The organism is Pseudomonas sp. W15Feb34, from assembly GCF_023127765.1.
GTDB classification, from domain to species: Bacteria; Pseudomonadota; Gammaproteobacteria; order Pseudomonadales; family Pseudomonadaceae; genus Aquipseudomonas; species Aquipseudomonas synxantha_A.
In genome coordinates this window covers 36,668-56,610 of sequence record NZ_SPKN01000033.1, presented here as the reverse complement: position 1 = coordinate 56,610, position 19,943 = coordinate 36,668, and the positions used below count along the sequence as shown (strand labels likewise).

The 19,943-nt window shown below is 59.5% G+C and carries 19 protein-coding genes; 3 read left to right on the top strand and 16 right to left on the bottom strand.

Going from position 1 to position 19,943, the window contains the following annotated elements:
- Positions 1-75: 75 nt before the first annotated feature.
- Both E4O97_RS16390 and E4O97_RS16385 read left to right on the top strand, forming a co-directional pair.
- On the top strand, positions 76-330 hold the full coding sequence (locus E4O97_RS16390; RefSeq protein ID WP_228309798.1) for a hypothetical protein: 255 nt from the start codon (positions 76-78) through the stop codon (positions 328-330).
- 10 nt (positions 331-340) lie between these two features.
- Positions 341-670, top strand: coding sequence for a DUF6388 family protein (locus E4O97_RS16385; RefSeq protein ID WP_032876009.1), 330 nt, complete (start codon positions 341-343; stop codon positions 668-670).
- Between the two features lie 8 nt (positions 671-678).
- Here E4O97_RS16385 and E4O97_RS16380 read toward each other — a convergent pair whose 3' ends face one another.
- From E4O97_RS16380 to tssA, 15 genes are read right to left on the bottom strand one after another with little or no spacing between them, the layout of a single operon-like run.
- Positions 679-1,521: a serine/threonine-protein kinase gene (locus tag E4O97_RS16380; RefSeq protein ID WP_032876012.1), complete on the bottom strand. Its 843-nt coding sequence runs from the start codon at positions 1,519-1,521 to the stop codon at positions 679-681.
- On the bottom strand, positions 1,518-2,279 hold the full coding sequence (locus tag E4O97_RS16375) for a PP2C family serine/threonine-protein phosphatase (protein WP_248161751.1): 762 nt from the start codon (positions 2,277-2,279) through the stop codon (positions 1,518-1,520). Before E4O97_RS16375 ends, E4O97_RS16380 begins: the two co-directional genes overlap by 4 nt.
- Positions 2,246-5,614, bottom strand: coding sequence for a type VI secretion system membrane subunit TssM (tssM, locus tag E4O97_RS16370; RefSeq protein WP_248161750.1), 3,369 nt, complete (start codon positions 5,612-5,614; stop codon positions 2,246-2,248). Before tssM ends, E4O97_RS16375 begins: the two co-directional genes overlap by 34 nt.
- 16 nt (positions 5,615-5,630) lie before the next feature.
- Positions 5,631-6,491, bottom strand: coding sequence for a type IVB secretion system protein IcmH/DotU (icmH, locus tag E4O97_RS16365; protein WP_148853699.1), 861 nt, complete (start codon positions 6,489-6,491; stop codon positions 5,631-5,633).
- 5 nt (positions 6,492-6,496) lie between these two features.
- Entirely contained in the window at positions 6,497-7,825 is a 1,329-nt protein-coding gene (tssK, locus tag E4O97_RS16360) for a type VI secretion system baseplate subunit TssK (protein ID WP_078821531.1), read from the bottom strand.
- Position 7,826: 1 nt separating this feature from the next.
- Positions 7,827-8,312, bottom strand: a complete 486-nt coding sequence (gene tssJ / locus E4O97_RS16355; protein ID WP_032876027.1) for a type VI secretion system lipoprotein TssJ — start codon at positions 8,310-8,312, stop codon at positions 7,827-7,829.
- A 5-nt stretch (positions 8,313-8,317) separates the two neighbouring features.
- Positions 8,318-9,514: a type VI secretion system-associated FHA domain protein TagH gene (gene tagH, locus E4O97_RS16350; protein WP_216091555.1), complete on the bottom strand. Its 1,197-nt coding sequence runs from the start codon at positions 9,512-9,514 to the stop codon at positions 8,318-8,320.
- 11 nt (positions 9,515-9,525) lie between these two features.
- Entirely contained in the window at positions 9,526-9,657 is a 132-nt protein-coding gene (locus tag E4O97_RS16345) for a type VI secretion protein (RefSeq protein WP_078821533.1), read from the bottom strand.
- Between the two features lie 34 nt (positions 9,658-9,691).
- Positions 9,692-11,221: a sigma 54-interacting transcriptional regulator gene (locus E4O97_RS16340; protein ID WP_248161776.1), complete on the bottom strand. Its 1,530-nt coding sequence runs from the start codon at positions 11,219-11,221 to the stop codon at positions 9,692-9,694.
- An 8-nt stretch (positions 11,222-11,229) separates the two neighbouring features.
- A complete protein-coding gene (gene tssG, locus E4O97_RS16335; protein WP_248161748.1) occupies positions 11,230-12,243 on the bottom strand; it encodes a type VI secretion system baseplate subunit TssG in 1,014 nt (337 codons plus the stop codon).
- The gene (gene tssF, locus E4O97_RS16330; protein ID WP_248161746.1) at positions 12,207-13,994 is read right to left on the bottom strand and encodes a type VI secretion system baseplate subunit TssF; all 1,788 of its coding nucleotides are present in this window, start codon (positions 13,992-13,994) and stop codon (positions 12,207-12,209) included. Before tssF ends, tssG begins: the two co-directional genes overlap by 37 nt.
- Positions 13,984-14,385 carry a type VI secretion system baseplate subunit TssE gene (gene tssE, locus E4O97_RS16325; protein ID WP_078821536.1) on the bottom strand — a complete coding sequence of 134 codons (402 nt, stop codon included), beginning with the start codon at positions 14,383-14,385 and terminating at the stop codon, positions 13,984-13,986. Before tssE ends, tssF begins: the two co-directional genes overlap by 11 nt.
- A 14-nt stretch (positions 14,386-14,399) precedes the next feature.
- Positions 14,400-15,878, bottom strand: a complete 1,479-nt coding sequence (gene tssC, locus E4O97_RS16320; RefSeq protein WP_005788785.1) for a type VI secretion system contractile sheath large subunit — start codon at positions 15,876-15,878, stop codon at positions 14,400-14,402.
- Between the two features lie 27 nt (positions 15,879-15,905).
- Positions 15,906-16,403 (bottom strand): type VI secretion system contractile sheath small subunit, encoded by a 498-nt coding sequence (gene tssB / locus E4O97_RS16315; protein ID WP_078821537.1) that lies wholly within the window; start codon positions 16,401-16,403, stop codon positions 15,906-15,908.
- Between the two features lie 28 nt (positions 16,404-16,431).
- On the bottom strand, positions 16,432-17,985 hold the full coding sequence (tssA, locus tag E4O97_RS16310) for a type VI secretion system protein TssA (protein WP_248161744.1): 1,554 nt from the start codon (positions 17,983-17,985) through the stop codon (positions 16,432-16,434).
- 483 nt (positions 17,986-18,468) lie between these two features.
- Between tssA and E4O97_RS16305 the strand changes: the two genes are divergently transcribed.
- Positions 18,469-18,984, top strand: a complete 516-nt coding sequence (locus tag E4O97_RS16305; RefSeq protein ID WP_005788794.1) for an Hcp family type VI secretion system effector — start codon at positions 18,469-18,471, stop codon at positions 18,982-18,984.
- A 53-nt stretch (positions 18,985-19,037) separates the two neighbouring features.
- Here the strand turns inward: E4O97_RS16305 and E4O97_RS16300 are convergent, their stop codons facing one another.
- Complete coding sequence (locus E4O97_RS16300; protein WP_248161743.1) at positions 19,038-19,859, bottom strand: aldo/keto reductase; 822 nt, start codon at positions 19,857-19,859, stop codon at positions 19,038-19,040.
- Positions 19,860-19,943 lie beyond the last annotated feature (84 nt).

The following is a 19,943-nucleotide window of genomic DNA, read 5'->3' as shown; positions in this document are numbered from 1 at the left end:
TCAGGGAATCAGGCCTGGAACGACAACAGGCACAAAGGAGAGAGCTTCACTATGCAAGACAAGCGGTCAAGCAACATGCGTCCCCTATTTGTCACCATTTTGCTGTGGTTGTGCAGTGTGGTGCTGCTGTTTGTAATCAAGAATGTCATTGAGCTGTTCACCGGGCCTGTCGCTGAAACCTGGGTTGACCTGGCATTGGTGCTAGTCGCTTACCTGATGTTCTTCTTGCTGGCGCCGTTGCAGAACTGGATGCGACGCAGAGCCCGCAAACGTGCGCGCCTTCACCCCAGCGCGCACTCAGGCGATTCCAAGTCCCGTCCTTCGCACTAAGGGCACATCCTTGTCAGCACCCAGCGATACTTACCAGCTCGCCTTGGACAGGTTTTTGCGCGATCAGCCACACATCGCCGCTGAGCTGGACAACCTCAACCCGTTGGCCGCCCAGGCCAGGGGGGAAACCCTGGCGCAGTATCGCGCCGAGCGCTTGCACGAAGCGTTCGAAGCCCACGCGGAGCAGCAACACCTGTTCGCCTGGGAACTGACCCTTAAACTGACGGCCGACTCCACCGAAACCTTCGAGGCCCAGCGCCGCGAAGTGCATAAAGAAGTCGCACAGATGGCCGGTATGGACTGGGTGGAGTATTGCCAGCTGCATGGCCTGGCGGTCTGACCTTTACCCTACAAGTACCAGCGTGGCCGGCTACAGGCCATCACTTGGCGCAATTCGGCGACTGTTACGGTTCGACGCTGCGGATCTATCGCCAACGCCGAATGTAATGCCGGCCAGCAGTGCCTGGGTAATTGCGCGGGCCGGGCCAGCCGGTCAGTGAAAGAGCGTGCGCCGATGCGCTGGCCACTAGCCAGCTCATACACAATGCAAGCCATGCCGTATACGTCCGCAGCGCCGCTCAGCGCACCGCCGTCCAGTAACTCCGGGGCCGCGTAGGCGGGTGTCCAGGCATTGAAACGAGTACGGCTGACACTTGGCAAACCCATCGCCTCCTGCGTCTGAGCATGCCCCAGGCCAAAATCGAACAAACATACGCCCTCCTCTCCTACCATGACGTTGGCGGGTTTCACATCGCCATGCAGGACGTTCTTCTGGTGGATGTAGGCCAAAGCATCCAGCAACTGCAGCGCGATGGGTTGCAGTTCCTGCCAGGGCAAACCATAGGGGCACTCCAGCAGCAGCCGGTCGAGGGTCACCCCTTGCAGCAGCTCCATGGTGAAAAACGCAATTTTGCTGTGGGTGTCGACCTCAAAGGAAAACACCCGTACCACACGGTCATGTCGCAGGCTGCGAGCCAACGCAAACTCGCCGTACAACAGCACATGCGCGTCGGGGCACTGGGAAATGGACTCGCCCAGCAGCTTAAGTGCCACCCTGGAGCAAGGCTGGCCCAATTGCTCATGCAACAGATCGCGCGCGCGGTACACCACACCCATGCCGCCGCTGCCCAGGACGTGCTCAAGGTGATAACGCCCTGCCAGCAGACGGGATGGTGCGACCGCCAGGTTCAAGGTTGCACCACAACTGCGGTCAGGTCATCTCGCACCGGCCTGCGCAACGCCCCGGCGAATAATTGTTCCACCGCCTGCCGGGGCGTTCTCCCGCTCAACGCCCGTCCCACCTCGACATGGCTGAGGGTCTGATACAGGCCATCGCTGCACAGCAGGAATACATCCCCAGGGCGAGTACTGAGCTCCAATACCTCAAGGTCCAAACGCGAGCGCGCACCAACGGCGCGGGTCAAGGCCCTGGCATCGGGGTGCGCCTGGGCTTGCGCCACGCTGATATGACGCTCGTCCATGAGGCGCCGCAGCAGCGAGTGATCCTTGGACAACTGGTACAAGTTCTGGCCCCGCCATAGATAGCAGCGACTGTCTCCAGCCCAGACACAGGCCGCCCGCCCGTTCTCCAACAGCAAGGCAACCACGGTACTGCCCATCGTCGCGCCATCATTTGTGTCGGGCTCTGTCCACGCGCGCCGCAATCGCTGGTTAACGCCTTGCAAACTTTCCCGAACGGCATTGATCCGTTGATGGAGGTTGCCATGAGCCGGCACTGAAGCCAGGTGGCTGACCACCCAACGACTGGCGACATCACCGTGCCGATAGCCGCCCATTCCGTCCGCCACAGCCCAGCAACCGCCATGCGGGTTGTCCAGAAACGCATCTTCATTACGCAGTCGCGCCTGCCCTCGCTGGGTGCGCCCGGCACTGCGCCAATGGGCGCCGGCCTGGCTCACAGTTGCTCCGGCAATCGAAAGGTGCGCCATGTGTCCATATCAAACGGCCCTGGCGTGCGCTGGCTGGTCAGCAGGTAATTGGCGCGCAGACCGGCGAGGTCTGCCTTGAAAATCTGCATATTTGCACCACTTGCGGGTTCTTTCTGCAGCAGATCGAAAAACCGGAACAGCGACCAGGCGCCTGCGTTTTTCTCGATGCCCAACGGGCGCTGCTCCGTACCTCTGTCCAGCACAAGGCTGCTGCGCCCATTCTCTGCCTCGGTGGGCCAATGAAACGGCATGGGCGTGATCGGGCCGTGCCGATATTCCAACTGCTGGTCGCCAAACCGCAGTACGGCTCGGCTGACCGATTGGTCCAGGCTGTAGGGCGCCAAGGTAAATCGCACAGATAACTCCCCCGAGTCCTCGCTGAAAAAGCCGCGGCGGATTACCTGGGTTTTCGTCAGTTGGTCCAGCAGCGAGCGCGAAACCGGCAAACTCTGGCCATCCAACCCACGCAACCTGTAGCGGCTGCCATCGGCGCTGATGAAAGGCCGAAGATATCCCTCATAAAAACGTGCCATTACCCCCTGCGGCTTGAAGAACTCCTGAAAATCATGCAGCGCAACATCACTGCTTGCATGGGCATTGAATGGATAACGTCGGCGAAGGGCCTTGGCATAAAGGCTATGTACGTCGCTTTGATACCGTTGATTGACATGCACATACGCCTGCTCCAGCAAATGCCGCCAACTGTCGTCGGCCACGCCCTCGAACCAACCGGCAAGCGGCAGCGGCAGACGCGCAGCAGCATCACGCAAATTGCCCAGTACATCCTGCTGCCCCTCCATACGCTGTCGAGCCCGCAGGAAGGCCGCCTGTTCTGGCGCACTGTCACGGTTCAATGCCGTGAGTTGCAGGTGCAGCTCACCGAGCAAACGCAACGCCTGGGCCAGCTCTGCGCCGGGGTTGTGCTGCTCATCGAGCAACTGATGCAAGGGTTCAAACCGCTGCTGCAATGCCCGCCGTGGCGCATCGTCAAAAACCGACTGCCCATCCGTCAACGTCGCCTTGGCCAGCCCTGCCAGCTCTCCCGAATGCTGGGACACCTTATCCAGCAGCACATGGCCTGGCAGCAAACGAGTGTTTTCCCGCAACTGCTGCAATAGCCGAATCAAGGGGGACTGTGCCGAGGTCAGGCTCATGAGCTGGTCGGCATCCTGGCGCAGGCTGTCGGTCTGTTGCAGCCTGACTCGTCCGAGTACGTCGCTCCAGGCATCGGCATACTCACTGAAGTAGCGTTCCTGCAGTTCTGCCATCAACCGCCGCAGATCCTGTGGCCCCAGGTCGGTGCCCTGCCCCAGCACCCAATTATCCTGAGCGATGGCATTGACCAGCCTCGGGCCCTGCGCCTCAAAGTACTGCACATATCTTTTTGTATAGAAACCGGGAACAGGCGGGTCGATCGTGGCAAATACCTTACCCTCGGCCAGGCGCAACGGTTCCAGGTTGCGCGCTTGTTCGCGCAATACTCGATACACGCCATCGGCCAAAGACTCCCCTCTCAGCACTTCGCGGGCCTGGGCCACTCGTTCATCGTTGAGCGGTGTGACAAACGGCCGTTCAAGCAGCCGCGCCAAGTGCTCCCCCAGACGCTTCTGCGTGGGCATATCCCCGGCAAAACGCACCGACCAAAGGCCTGTCACATGCTGTGCCAGCCAGGTGGCGTCACGGCGCTCGCGCAGATTGAGCATCAAATACGCACGCAGGTTATCCAATAACCGTTCGCGGTCCCCCAGGCTTGCGTCTATCTGTTCTTCAAGCTGCGCGGTTATCCAGGCCAGCAGTTGCTGTTGCAGCGCCTGCTCATAAGCCTGGTCTACCCAGGGACGACTCACCTCGCCCTGATACAGGCCGAGGCGCTCGACCAAGCGCACATCCTGCGCCGCCGGAAACACCCGGGTCGCCGCCAACCGCGCATCCAACAGCCCCAACAACGCCGGGCTTTCATCGTTTTGAGCCCCTGTGGCCGGCATCGTCTGGGCGACCAATGCCGCCAGTTGGACCAGGCGTAGCTGGTTGACGCTGTAGCTGTACATCCACAGGCCACCGACACCGCCAAGAATCAGCGCGACTGTCATCGCTTGCAGGCCCTGGCGCTGACGGATGCGCCGCTGCTCCTGGGCTTGCAGGCTGGCAAGACCGGCTTCGGCAAAGATCACCTGGCTGAACAGCCCCCTCACAAAACGTGCATGCCTGTCATCGGCACAGGTCAGGAAGAACCCTCGCAAACCATTGATGGGTTGGTAGCGATGAGCAGAAAAGGCCATTTCAGCGAACAGGCTTACGCGCTCACCGACGCGTGCCGCCTGTTGGGGAAACTCCAGGATCTGACCACGACGTTCAACGTTGCCCTCCTGGTGCAGTCGCGCAATCAGCTCACCGTTCAAACGCTGCAACAATCCCTCGACGGCCTCGTGCACCTGAGTAATTTCAGCCATGCCGCTGCCGACGTCCAGTGGCTGCCCCAGCGGACTGTCGGCACTTTCCCCATGGGGTGAATCAAAGAACTCAGCGAATCCCGGCAATCGATCAGCCTGGGTCAACACCAGATAGATCGGCACATCCACATGTAGCGTTTGCCGGATCTCCTGCAAGCGCGCGTGCACACGACGGGCATGGTGATCCAGGTCGTACTCGCTGGTGTTGAGCAACGTGTCTACCGACAGCGCCACCACCACGCCGTTGAGCGGGCGCACCCGGCGGCGCCACCTGAGGAGATTCAGCAGGGTGGCCCAGCCTGCGGCATCCACTGCACTGTCAGGTTGGGTCAGATAGCGCCCCGGGGTGTCGACGAGTACGCCTTCGTCGGCGAAATACCACTCGCAATGAGCACTGCTGCTCGTCGGTCGCCTGTCAGCGTGTTCAGGCGATAACTGCAAGCCGGCTGCCGCCAGCAGCTGCGTCTTGCCACTGCCCGGCTCACCAATCAACAGGTACCAGGGCAACTCATGGCGCCAACGCGCGCTGCGCTCTCCATAACGGCTGGAGGTTTTCAGCAGGTGAACCGCATCCTTGAACCGAGTGCGTACGCAGCGGTATTCGTTCTCCACACGTGTCGACGGCTGCTGGCGGGGCTGGCGCTCAGACCGTGGACGCCGGGCGGCACGACCACCGCCGGCAAGGACCATCACCAACCCCCAAAGCAGAAACACGACACTGATGGTGACCAGGCGAGCCGTCGCACCCTGCCAAACAGGCTGATCATTCACCGCCAGCAGCGGCCCCCAAAACCACACCACTGCAGCACACGAAAGCGCCAGCAACAGGCTCCAAACCCAAGTCCGGCCCAGCACGGCGCCCACACCCTTGAAGAATGCGCTCATTCTTTGCTCCCTGCGTTTACAAGGACGTGCGGATCAAATCCGACGCCGAAAATTGAAGCGGTTGCAGCGCGTTCGCGCGCTCCTTGCTCAGCACCCAGGCAAATCCTGTGTACATTGCCAGCAAGCAAACCAGGGTGAAGATGACCAACCAGGTAACGGGAACAACGCACAACCCCGTACGCCGGCTCGCCCCGTGCATCGCGGGCACGGTTGGCGCCGGCGACGGCTCCCCGCGTACGTGCCGGATCTGGCGATACAAGGCATCGCGAACACCCTCCAGTTGCGACATGCCGCGCTCCATCACTCGGTATTTGCCCTCGAACCCCAGGGATAGGCACAGGTAAAGCAGCTCCAGCATCGGCAGGTTCTTCACCGGGTCGCGTGATAGACGCTCCAGCAGTTGGAAAACTTTTTCGCCCCCGAAGGTTTCGTTATGAAAGCGGCTCAACAGGCTAACCTTCGACCATTCACTCTGTGCCCCCCACGCCGTAGTAACAACCGCCTCATCGATCACACTGCACAACACATAACGCGCCGACATGACTTGGCTGCTTTCAACACCGCCCTGCAAGGCGCGGGTTTCGAATTGAGTCACCGTCAATGACAATCGGTCGTTGAGCGTGCCCAGGTCTTCGCGACCAGAGCAGACCCTGAGCGCCACGATCTCGGACAACACAGCCCAAGCCGCAGCCACCAGCGGGTTGAGCCCAGCCTTGAAGCTCGACGCATCGAGCATACGGCCGGCATAGATCATGCGATCTTCCAGCTGCTCATAGCGTGGCGGCGATGGGAAGTCCGTCAATGCCCCCTGTGCAGGCCCATGACCCTCGCGGTCGAGCAGGACGGTTCTTTCATCCTGTGTGTACTCACTGTCCATGGCATTCAATTCCTGATGGCCCAAAAGTTGAGTTCAAGCCCGGCGAAGTCACCGCCTACGTGGAACGCGAAACCGCCCGACTGCTGCAATTGCGCGATCTCGGGGGCACTCATATCGAGGATGAAGTAGGTCTTGCCGGCATGAAACGGAATCTGCCGCGGCGCCACTGGCAGCGGCTTGACCTTGATACCGGCCAGGTGCAGGTTGACCAACTCACGTATGCGCTCTACCGGCCCGACTTTCAGGTGTGCCGGCAGGCGCTGGCGCAGTTCCTCTGCCTCACACTGCGCGGTGGCTGCCAGGATGAACGTGGCCGTGCCGAGCAATTTCAACTCGTTGACCGGGCAGACCAGAACGCCGTACTGGCGTGGTTGCAATGTCAATTCGATCGCATGTTGCTCAAGCACCACCGACAGGACGGCGCGTAGGCGCTCCATCAACCCACGAAAACTGGCGCCCTGGTCGCTGTGTCGATAATGCACGTCCAGCTGCGCGCGTTTACTGTCACAGGCGAACGTTGATAGCTCGCCGAGCATCGACACCAACAGGCGGAACAGCGCTTCGGGTCGAACCTGGGCCTGGCTCAGGCAGTGCCGCAGCGCAAGTTCGGTACGATTGATCACCTGCAGCATCAGGAAATCACCGAGTTGTGTGCTTGCAGCCGTGCTCTCGCCACGAATGCGCGCCGCGATGGCATCGCCGCGGCTGGCAAGCAGACCGACGACTTCGTTAAGGCACGACGCCAAGTAGCCATGCTCCTGCACGAAAATGAAGGTCGGGATGAACGCGGTATCCAGGCTCACGCCCCCTTCACCGCTGACGTCCAGTACCTGGGCAACCTTGAGTTTGACGAAGCTCTGATCACCCGCCTGCTCGCCCAATACAAGGCGTAAGTCGGGCCGTGCGCAGCTGATTCGGCAACGCGCATCTACACCCAGGTTGGAGTCTCCCACTTCCACTTCGCATCGCAGGTAACGCGCCAGAACATCGCTCTGTTCAGGCTGGCGGACCTCAAGGTGATTGCCGCTGGCCAGGGGCAGTGCCAGGTAAATGCCCTGCCTGCCCGCATCAGTTGGCACCTGCAACACCAGCGGTTCCATAGCGGCACTCAAATCAAACAAGCTACCGTCCGGCAAGACGCCACTCGCCTGGTTGACCACCAGCTTGCCCAGCTTTAGGTATTGCTCATTCAATTCCAGCGTAAGGAAGCCCCAGGCATCACTGCCCAACAGGCGCGTCTGGTTGAGTTGCTGCTGGTAATAGCGGTCGTTGTGCTGCAAGTGCTGTGGCCGCAGCAACATGCCTTCTTGCCAGATCACTTTATGAACAGGCATCTCAGCGCACCTCCATCCCGGCGAGCGAGTCGACGACGCGTATACCGTCCTGGTCCAGCACCAGATCGGCACGGTTGCGCTGGTGCATAGTCACGGGGATCAACTGCCGCCATTGAACGTGCGGCAAGTCTCGGTAAGCCGCCAACACCCCTACAAAACGACTGTCGGGACCGATACGGAGTTTGAGCGCCAGGTGGTCACCTGGACGCAGCTCGACTTCCTCACTGCTTACCCAGTCCTTTGCCAGCAATTGCTGCGCCTTGTCATACAGGCTGAAGAAGTCGGCATGTTCGAAGGCTACGCCATGGCGCAGTTCGATCAACTGCACCACCACGGGAGAGGGGCGACCGTGCAGGTCAGGGTTGACGTGCTCGTTGGCGGTCAACACAACGTCCAGCTTGGTCAGCGTGGAAAAAGGCGATACGGCGCTGCAACCCGCCAAGAAACCAAACAAAAGCAACACCAAAGCACGGGTAGCTCGATACATGAATATCATCCTGAAAAATCAATGTGCAGGGAGGAGATCAGGCGCACCTGTTCTTCATAGGCCGTGGCGAAATCTCCGTTCAACGGGCGATCGTTCAACGGCCCTTGCGCCACCAAACGCTGGTAGTGACGCTGGTAAGCACGCCAACGCGCGCCATCGGTGAAAAATCGTGGCGGCTTGCCCTGAGATTCAAAGCACCAGGCCAAATGGTTCGGCTCGAAGGCCGTGTACACCTTGTTCACGGTGCTGCGACAGGCAGCCTGCAGCGCGACCTGATGCACCTGCAGCTCCCGATGAGCCTGACCAATGGCCCGCGAGGCGGGCATTTGGCCCAAAGCCCCTGTATCCAGCAGTGCGGATAACGCCGCGTTGGTGTCGCTGAACATTTTCAAGGGGTTCTGGGCTGCGCCCTGACTGTCGAACGACGACCTCCCCCATTCGTGATGCAACTCTTCACGCGTGCGCAGGGCTTGTTGCAGCCCCTGGATCGTCAAGCGAAACAAGCCCGCCACCTTGATCGCCAACACCTCCCTGGCCGCTGGATCGAGTGCGTCGAGCCCCACGCCCAAGGCCGCCGCGAACTGTGACCAGAACACTTCATCAGTCGAGGGTGCCATTGCACTAACGTGCACCGCAGCAACCTCTACCCCGGGCTCTGCCCGGCGCGGGAATGTCACATGCTCCCTATCGGTCCCGTGGCGTTCGGCCCACACCCCTTGCTCATCAACGGCCTCGCTCAATGCTGCCAGGTCATCCGAGATGGCCTGCTGCTGGTGCTCCAGGTCCAGCGCGTGCAGAGGGTCCAGGGACAGGAAGGCATCATCGGGAATCGGTACTGCCGCACTGGCACGCAGCTCGCCGCAAGGTCGTGCGGGTTGCAACAAACGCGCACGTAGCACCAACGCCCCAAGTTCGAATACATCGCCATCATTGATCAATCGCGCCTGCCCCTTGCGCAGGCGTTCAGCACTGCCTGCCACGCCAATACCGTTGCGGCTGATATCAGTCAGGAAATAGCGTCCCTCACGGTAACCGACTAATCCATGGTGACTGGAGAGCACGCGGCTGGGGTCGGGTATCACCCAGTCACATCCGGGGCCGCGGCCAATCACGCCGCCCACTGCGTCAAATACTTTGTGGGCCGAGGGTTCGGCGCTGGCGCTGTCGACCGTACAGACCTCAAACACAAGCTGCATCGTCATGATCCCTCTATTCATCGGCCACGAATAATTGCCTGTGGGTCACCCAGAGGACGGTACTCGGCATCATCGAACACGTAGTTGGCGTTACAGCCACCCAGCAAACACAACACAAGCAACACGGCGTGCCATGGACGGTCAGGCATCAGGTTTCTCCCACAGTAAAAATCAAGTGCACCATTAGCATTTCTCCCTGGCATCGCCGACGGGGATATTCAAGCGTGCAAGACGGTAAAGCAGCGTGCGTCGGGCAACCCCTAGCTCCCGCGCGGTACGGGTGCGATTGCCATGGTTCTTGTGCAAGCAATCGAGCAGGAACACTCGCTCTACTCGTTCCATGCGCTGGCGCAGCGTCACATCGTCGCTCGCGGCCGGCGCCGCAGTCGGTGGCAGCGCCAGGTGCTCCGGCAAGATCACGCCGGCGTCACACAACAACACGGCACGCTCAACCATGCATTTAAGCTCGCGTACGTTGCCGGGAAAGGCGTGGCCGGACAGTTGATCAAGGGCCAGGGTGGACCAACCCACGGGTGACCTCTCCAGCGCCGCGCACGCCTCGTCAGTGAAATAGCGCGCCAGTTGCAGCAGGTCGCCGTCTCGCTCGCGCAGGGCCGGTAACGTGATCGGAAACTGCACGAGCCGGTAATAGAGGTCTTCGCGAAAGCGCCCCTCGGCGACCATCGCAGCGAGGTCGCGATGAGTGGCCGCAATGATCCGCACGTCGACCTTATGCGCCGCGCTGGCACCCAGCGGCCGGACCTCGCCCTCCTGCAAGGCCCGCAGCAATTTGGCTTGCAGTGCCAGCGGCATGTCGCCGATTTCATCCAGCAGCAATGTACCGCCGTGCGCGGCATCAAACAGACCCGCATGATTGCGCTCGGCCCCCGTGAACGCACCTTTGCGATAACCGAAGAGCTCGCTCTCAAGCAGCCCTTCAGGGAACGCTGCGCAGTTCTGCACGACGAAGGCTTTCTCCCGGCGCGGGCCGGCCGCATGAATGGCCCGAGCTACCACTTCCTTGCCGGTACCGGTCTCGCCGCACAGCAGTACGGTATACGGGGTATGCAGGACTTTACTGATCAAATGGCACGTCTGTTTCATCGCCGCACTGGAGCCAATCAATCCGTACTCCCTGGCCAATGGCTTGTTGCACCTGAGCCTTGAATCAACGTTGGGCTGCATACTGCGCAGTACCAGCAGCTGGTTCACGGCGAAGCTGCCCAACTGCGCCAGGGAGGTGGCGTAGCCTTGCAACTGGCCCGGCTGTTGCCGAGCGCACAGCAGCACACCGGCGACCCGCTCACCACGATTGAGCAACGGCACGCTCAACAGCGCCCGCCAGGGCTTCACCGGTACGGGCAGGAAATTAACGTCATGGCAACTGCTCTGCACATCTTCCAGGCTCAGGACAGCACCTTGGCTCAAGGTATGGTTCAACAATGGTGGATGGTGCAGATCAGCATCTGCGACCGCGACGACCATCGATGCCGCCTCGGACAAATGTTGGGCAATCAGTTCAAGGCGACCGGTCACTTCATTGAGCAGGTAAAACTGGCTGAGTTCGCACTGGCTCAGTTGTGCCACACCGGCGACGAGCGCGTCAGGCAGCGCCTGTTCATCACGGCACAACGCCAGGTGTGTAAAGCAGGCGGCCAGCGCATTGGCGTATACCAGTGGGTCGGACAATTCGCCTGGCAGGTCCACATTCATCATGATCATCAACCCCTGTTAAAATTGCCGGCAAGCGTAACCACGCCGTCGGCCTGTTCATGCGCCAGCCAGGTGGTCCAGCCCAGGCGGCAAAGCGTGTTTTCGCCGATGTGCAACGGCCTGACCTCGCCCGGCGCCAACGTCAGGCGCAGGTCGTATTCCAGAGGGTCGCGCAGGGTCAGTCGCACCAGCGCGCACAGCCGCTGGTACGCCTCAGCGATAGGCAGAAAATCATGGAAACGCTGCCAACCCAGCGCCAGAAGATGCACCCTGAACTTGCCGCCGCGGTCAGCGATGCGATGCCCCAGGACAAGGTCCTGGCCAAGGGCACTGTTGGCCCGCCCCAGATGATTGCATTGCAACTGGCTGACCTCGACCGTGCGCTCCATCCATTGCTCGATAAACAACGCGTCGTGCTTGAAGTAGTAACGCAGGACAGCCTCGATCAGCGCAGCCGAGTGCACTCGCAAACTCAGCAGGCCCAGATAAGGCAGCAGGCGCTTGCAATCAAGCTGCGAAGCACTGCGAATTGCGCTGTCGCCCAGCCCCATCAAGGCAAACATCTGCTCGGAAAACCTGTCGTTAGCACCTGCCCGGAAACACGCCCGATAACGGTATTTGCGCCAGATCGGCAACATCAAGCGCTGCAGGCGATGATGGAACAGATCAAGCAAATCTCGAGTCGGGTTGCCGCCCGAGCGCTCGGCAAACGCTTGCTCGGCGTAAAACGCAGGTAGCGGCGAGCCAGCACCGAATAACCCCAATACGTTGAGACGCAAGCGAGCGCGCAAGGCCCCGTGCTCGCTGAAAAACTCCACACGGTCGATATCGTGCGCGGCAAACCCAAAACCGGGGTTGGCCTGGAACTCCAATTGGTCATACAGCGCCTCGTCATCCAGCAGCGGATGGGCCTCGCGCAGTCGTTCGATGACCTGCACAATCGCCTGAAATAGCGTGTACTCACGAATCACACGGCAAAGTTGAGTCAAAACAGCGGTTGCTGCCCCATCCGGGATGGCCATAGGTACACGTCTCCTTGTGTGCTGATGACCCGCAACTCGTGATACGAATTGAGGCTTGCATAGAGCGCAAAGAACTGATTGAGAACAGAGGCGAATACAAACAGATCGCCCTGACCGACAAAGCCCTGGGAATCAACCGTCAGCTCGACCTGCAAGCCTCGAACAGGCAGACCGCGGTGCAGACGGTCCACTGCCTCATGGCGAATGGAGCGCAAAGCGCTCAACCTTTTCTGACTTACCTTCAGCGCCTGTCGATCGTGATAGCGCGGCAAGTCGTAGGTTTGGAGTATCACTTTCAAGGCATTGATATCGGTCAACGACAGATAGTTGACCGACATATTGCTGATGATCTTCCACAAAAAATCCTGGTCCAGTGGCGGCGCAAAGCTCGCTGTGGGTGTGGTGATGTTGCAAAACCCCAATGACTCCGGGGTCTGTTCCCCGGGCAGGGTGATTTCGCCTGCACGAAGTTGGCGCGGCAGGTTGCAATTGGTACAGGTCAGTTCGACCGACAGGGTTTCCTGGCCCTGTTCGCGGCGGCTGGGGAATCCCATCCAGGTATCAAGCCCGCCATGCTGTACCGACGAACGCTGGCGAATGCTGTAACTGGAGGGTGCCGCCGAAGCCTCGTGATCGCAGTCATGTTCAAACGACTCGAACGGCACATAGGTCTGGTAGCCCAACCCGCCGGGGCGCCACCCGGTGACCTGGTCCACGGAAAACACACTGGCATTGCCCGGCGTATATTCCCCAGGTACCAACAGGTACTCATCCTGTTTACCGTCCAGGCGAATGGGGATCGCATCCTGTTTGAACAGGTTGACGATGGGCGTGCAATACAGCTTCACGTTGTCCAGGGTTGGACGCAGGGGATCACGGCCCTGGGTGTGAAGTTCGAAGCGCATCACCATGCCATGCGCCTCCCGTAGCAGCTCGTCAGGCAGCGTGTGCACCACGTTCAGCCCTTCGACGTCGACAAACAGGTATTTCTCGGGAAAAGCGAAGTACTCCTGCAGATGCCGATAACCATCGAAGGTGTTCTGCGGATAAGGAATCAGCGCCTGCTCCGGGGAAAACCCCACTGGCTGGACCTGGCCGGCACTGAGGCGCAGCGTTACAGGTTGCCCGTCGCGGGTCCTCACCGGTACACCCTCGTGATCCAGCAGCGACAGGCAGATACTGTCGACATGGCGCAACAGGCTGAGGTACAGGCCCTGACTGATGTAGTGGTCGCCAGCCAAGTGCAGCCTCAGCGAATCAAATGCCAACTCACTGAAGTTACCTTGGGTACTCATGGTCAGTTGCAACTCCAGCCAGGCTCCCTCGCCCTGGCAGCGGTATTCCAGGCCACTGAGTTGCAGGGGCATGATGTCGGTGGCATAGCATGTGCGGAACCGGCAACGCTCACCCTTGATGGGAGCGCTTTCCACGGCGGTGTCCCGGGCCACTCGAACACTGGGGCCGGCACGTTTCAAGGGGTCGAATTGCAGGATGCTGAAGGCCGGTGTTGGCCGCATGTAATGGGGCCATAACAAGTGCATCAACGAATGCGTCAGCTCCGGCAGTTCGTCATCCAGCTTTTGTCGCAGGCGAGCGGTCAGAAATGCAACCCCCTCCAGTAAACGCTCGACATCCGGGTCCTGGCCGGCCTCAGCAAGAAACGGCGCCAGAGCTGGATTGCGCTCGGAAAAACGCCGCCCTTGTTGGCGCAGCGCGCTGAGTTCACTTTGAAAGTAGCGGTTAAACGTCATGGACGAAAACCTCTACCCGCCCGGCTTGCGCAAGACGGGCCTGAAACACGACCGGTTGCAGGACGCCGTCGATAACTCGCTCAGCTTCAATTGCAAATGCCAGGACCAGGGACCCACGCACATCGGGCAACAGCCTGACATGCACATTCGCCAGTCGCGGTTCGTAGGCCTGGATAAAACGCTCGATATGCAGCCGCGACTGAGTCAATGATTCATGCAGGCTCAGTCGCATGTCGTTGAGATCAGGCAAACCATAATCAGCCAGTGTCTGGACACTGCCCGCACGTGTGCTGAGCATTTTCCCCAGATGTGCGGCGATGGACGCCACAGGACACCCTCGAGTCGATGCACCGTATTCAAGACGCTCGAAAAGGCTGTTGTGCTGAATCATGCCCTGGCCTCTGCTCATTCTTTATCGAGCTTGCCAACCAGGGACAAGGTGAAGTCTGCCCCCATGTACTTGAAATGCGGGCGCACTGTCACGTTGACGCGGTACCAGCCTGGCTCGCCCTCGACATCACTGACGACGATGCGCGCGGCACGCAGTGGGCGCCGTCCACGCACTTCGGCGCTGGGGTTTTCCTGGTCCGCCACATATTGGCGAACCCACTTGTTGAGTTCCTGCTCAAGGTCCGTGCGCTCTTTCCAAGCGCCCAACTGTTCGCGTTGCAGAACCTTGAGGTAATGGGCCAGGCGGTTGACCACCATCATGTAGGGCAATTGGGTGCCCAAGCGGTAATTCAGTTCTGCCGCCCTGCCTTCTTCACTGATGCCAAAGGATTTGGGCTTTTGCACGGAGCTGGCGGAAAAGAACGCTGCATTGTCGCTGCCCTTGCGCATGGTCAAGGCGATGAACCCTTCTTGCGCCAGCTCGTATTCGCGCCGATCCGATACCAGCACTTCGGTAGGGATCTTGGTTTCAATCTCGCCCATGCTCTGGAAGTGATGCAGTGGGAGGTCCTCGACGGCCCCGCCGCTTTGCGGCCCGATGATATTCGGGCACCAGCGAAAGCGAGCGAAACTGTCTGTCAGGCGTGTGGCAAAGGCATAGGCGGTATTGCCCCACAGGTAATGCTCGTGGCTGTTAACCACGTTTTCCTGATACGCAAAGGTCTTGACTGGGCACTCAAGGGGGTCATACGGGGTGCGCAACAGAAAGCGCGGGACAGTAAGGCCAATGTAACGGGCGTCTTCGCTCTGGCGAAAGCTTTGCCATTTGGCAAACTGCGGCCCTTCGAAATGATCCCGCAGGTCTTTCAGGTCGGGCAGCCCGGTGAAGCTTTCCAAGCCAAAGAAACTCGGCCCCGCCGCAGCAATAAAGGGGGCGTGAGCCATGCTGGCGACGCTGGAGGCGTATTGCATCAGCTTTACATCGGGCGCACTGGGCGAGAGAAAATAATTGGCAATGATCGCACCCACCGGCTGCCCACCGAACTGACCGTATTCAGCGCTGTAAACATGCTTGTAAAGCCCGGACTGAGTGATTTCCGAGGAATCCTCGAAATCATCCAGCAGGTCTTCGCGTGAGACATTCAACAGCTCGATCTTGATGTTCTCGCGAAAATTGGTGCGGTCGACCAGCAACTGCAACCCCCGCCAGGAAGCTTCCAGCGCCTGGAAGTCGGGATGGTGCAGGATCTCATCCATTTGCTGGCTGAGCTTGGTATCGATTTCGGCGATCATCCGGTCGACCAGGCGTTTCTTTACCGGTTCGTCACGGTTGTGTGGCTTGAGCAGCTCCGCGATAAACGCCGATACGCCGCGCTTGGCGATGCCGTAAGCCTCGTCGTCGGCGCTCAGCAATGTCTGGGCGGTGATGTTGTCGAGGATGCTGCAGGTGTGGATAGTCTGTACCGATTGCAGCTCGTGTTGAATCGTGGTCATGGTATCAGTGTCCTTTTACTGAAAATGTCAGGCGTCTGGGCTGGGCAGCCCAAGCTCGGCCAGAACTCGTGCGCGGGAATCACCATGGGTCAATGCCTGCTCGATCGCCTTGCGAAAGCTTGGGGTGTTGCCCAATGGTCCCTTGAGCGCCACCAGTGCTTCACGCAGTGCCATCAGCTTTTGCAACTCCGGGATCTGCTCGACAAGATTCGCGGGATTGAAGTCTTTCATCGCGTTGATGCGAACCTGGATCGCCAGTTCTTCCACGTCGGCTTGATCCTGGAGGCGATTGGGTACGTTCAGCGTCAGGCTCACTGCTTGCTTGGCCAACACCTCGTCGAGGGTGTGCTTGTCGATACCGATGGGCTTGCGATCTTCCAGCTTGCGCAGGTCCGCACGTTGGGAAAAGTCTCCCAGCACCAGCAGCTTCAACGGCAGTTCGACTTCTTCCTGAGCACCGCCGAGGGCGGGTTTGAAGGTGATATTGATACGTTCCTTGGGGGCTACCGAACCGTCTTTGGCCATGGTGCTTTTCCTTTTATTTGATGAGGCACTATTGAAGTACTGCTTCCAGGTCGAAATGACACAACCGGCGATGCAGGGCATCCTTGCCGTCGCGTATGGCTTGGCTTTGAGGTAGCAGGTCGTAGCAGCGGTACAGGAGCTGAGCGACTTGCAGGGCCAACGCCGGCTCCCAACTTTCCAGGCCCGTGCGCTGTAATTGAAGATCGAGTTGCTCCAGCTGGATCCTGGCCAGCTCGTGTTTGCCGGCCGCCATGCACAGCCTGGCCAGCGCCAGGCGCCAATGAAAACGGCAGCGATCACTGACCGCGCCCTGCAAGCCTTGCTTGATCACACCCACCGCGGCTTTGAGCCCGTCCTTGCGCAGACAAGGCATTACCGCGTCCAACGCCGCGTCCCAGGGTTGGGTCGTCAGGTCGGTCACGACTTCACTGGGCGCAGGCTTGCGCACATGGCGCATCACGTGCAGCGCAATCCACTCGGCTGTCGCAGTGTCGGCAAAGGGGGTGCCGTCGTCGAAGCGGTACTCCGTCAGGTTTGGCAGGCGCTGCAGCAGCAGCGCGAAATGTATCTCCAGTTCGGCCATGGCCAGGTCCGCGTGCAAGCCGTCCAGACACTCCCAGGCCATGCGCAAACCATCGAACCAGAACAACGCACCGGCCAGACTGACTTCCAGTTCGAACAGCACATCGGCGTAATGGCCTTGGCTCAAGCGCTCCTGATAACGCTTGAGCTTGTCGGCGGCCAATGGGCGCAGCGCGGTTATGCGCTCACTGTTGGCGTCGGGGTAGTTGACGAGCATCAGCCACGCCAAGGTTCGGGCCAGGCGCAAAGCCCGCAGGTCGGTGGCGTTCTGACGCAACCACCAGGCGCATAAAGGCCGGGCCTGTTCCTGTAATGAGCGCAGTAATTTGTGCGCCTCTTTTTCGCTGTTGACCGATTGCTCGGGGGTGGGCAACTGGACCGCCGCTTGCCTCACGCCGGGAATAGCACCCGCGCGCCCATCAGCTTCTGGCGCCCCTTGCGCGGCATCGGCCAGGCGCTCCGCCAATTGCCGTCGAATCGGCAGCAGCACGGGAGCATCACTCCCCAGATGTTGGGCCCATAGTTGGTCCAGATGTTCGAGGTGTTCCAGCAACGCTTGAAATAAAGGCTGTTGATCATTGAGCGAGATTTTTTTTGCAAACGCTTGCTCAAGGCGCGACACCAACCAGCCAAACGCTGCAACGCGGGTACGCAGTTTGCCAGGGTAGACGTGCACCCAATGGTGCTCGCAGAGCTCACGCAGCACACCGAGGCCGGCCAGCAATCCAGCCAATGAATCACGCTGATACAAGGCCCAGGTCAACCAGCAGGCGACACGCAGATCCTTGGAGTGCTCACGCAGCAGGCATTCGCTGATTTCGCTGACCCGCTGCCAATCCGGCAGCCCATTGCCATGAACCGACTGCGCTTTGCCAAGTTCGCCTTCCAGCGCTTCGAACTCGTTGGAAAAGCGCATATCAATGCCCACGAAACTACCTGGCGAACAGGCTGCTCGTGCAAGTAGCAAATAATAGGCATACAGTTCTTTTGAATGACTCATTTTCGGCCGCACACAACCATCCAAGGCAAAATAGGCAAACTTAACGCCATTGAAGTACGTATCAGAGAGCCCTTAAGTTCCGTTCAAACATATCGAGACACAAGAACCTTAGCCATGCATAAAGCAATGAGCAAGCGACGGACCAAAACTTAAGAAACATCCTACGCACCGCTATAATCTTGGCCTGCGCAGCTATTTGCGCACACATTCGAGTAACAACAACTCTGTTAGCTCGGCCGGCCGTGTACTTCACCCTAAAAACACGTGAGCAACTAAGTGCGCATCGATGCGCAACTTTTATAACTAAAAACAGCCCATAGCCCGGAATAAAAACCCAATACGCAGCACACCAAACAGTGCTCGCCCTTATTTCATTGAACTTCACACTTTCAGGCACGCTTCTTGTTATAGGTTATAGGCACCTACCCGTTCAGCCATTTCGCTGTTCGGCAAAACCTACTCAACCCGGCAAGGAAACCAATCATGCCAACACCCGCGTACCTCTCCATCACCGGAGTCAAACAAGGTTTGATCACGGCAGGCACATTTACTCAGGACTCGGTAGGCAACATTTATCAGGAAGGTCATGAGGATCAGATACTGGTCCAGGCATTTGCCCATCAGGTGATCATTCCTCGCGATCCGCAATCGGGCCAGCCGACAGGTCAGCGCGTGCACAAGCCGCTGATGATCAGCAAGGTTTTCGATAAATCGTCACCGTTGCTGTTCAGCGCCCTGACCAGCGGTGAAGAAGTCTCCTGCCGCCTCGAATGGCTGCGCACCTCGTCCGCCGGAACCCAGGAGCACTACTTCACCATTGAACTGGAGGGTGCGACTATCGTGGACATCCAGTCACGCATGCCCAACTGCCAGGACCCCGACAACGCCCACTTCACTCATCTGGAGGATGTGCACTTCACCTATCGCAAGATCATCTGGACTCACGAAGTGGCCGGAACTTCCGGCTCGGACGACTGGCGCAGCCCAGTGGCCGGCTAACCACGGCTAGAGCGGGAACAGCTGCCAGGGAAGGCGCCGTTCCTGCTGGCCGGTTACACCATCGCCAATGGGTGCTTACGCTTGGGCGCTGCGAACACACGATCGATAGCGTCCAGGTCATGTTCATCCAACACCAGCTTCGCAGCTGCGGCGTTGAGTCGGATGTGTTCAGGTGTGACCGCCTTGGGGATTGCGATGACACCCTCCTGACGCAGGACCCACGCCAGCGATACCTGGGCCGGTGTGACCTCATGGCGACGTGCGATCTGCTTGAGGGTCGGGCTCGACAGCAGCTCACCACCCTGGGCGATGGGACAATAAGCCATCAGTGGTAAATGATGCTGTTGCCACCATGGCAACAGGTCGAACTCGATCCCGCGCTCTTCAATGTTGTAGAGCACTTGATTGGTCGCACATGCAGGGGATGCGAGCTCCTGCAGGTCTGCCACATCGAAGTTGGAAACACCCCAGCGGCCGATTTTGCCGGCCTCGCGCAAACGCTCGAACGCTTCGACAGTTTCTTCAAGTGGGTACTGGCCGCGCCAGTGCAACAGATACAAATCAATGTAATCGGTGCCAAGGCGCTGAAGGCTGGCTTCGCAGGCGCGAGGCCCCCCCTTTTGGCTGGCGTTATGCGGATAGACCTTGCTGACCAGAAATACCTGGTCGCGCTTGCCACGAATCGCCTCTGCGACCACCTCTTCGGCACCGCCGTCGCCATACATCTCGGCGGTATCGATGAGCGTCAGGCCCTCATCTATACCCAGTTGCAGCGCAGCAACTTCGGCGCGGCGCCGGCTTGGGTTTTCGCCCATGCGCCAGGTCCCCTGGCCGATGACAGGGACGGGAACACCGGCCAGATCAATGGTACGCATGACAACCTCCTGGTGAGTGTGCTGATTAACAATGTGGCATTGAGCGGACAAAAGGGTTCAATCGCAGTATGGTTGCCCTTTCGC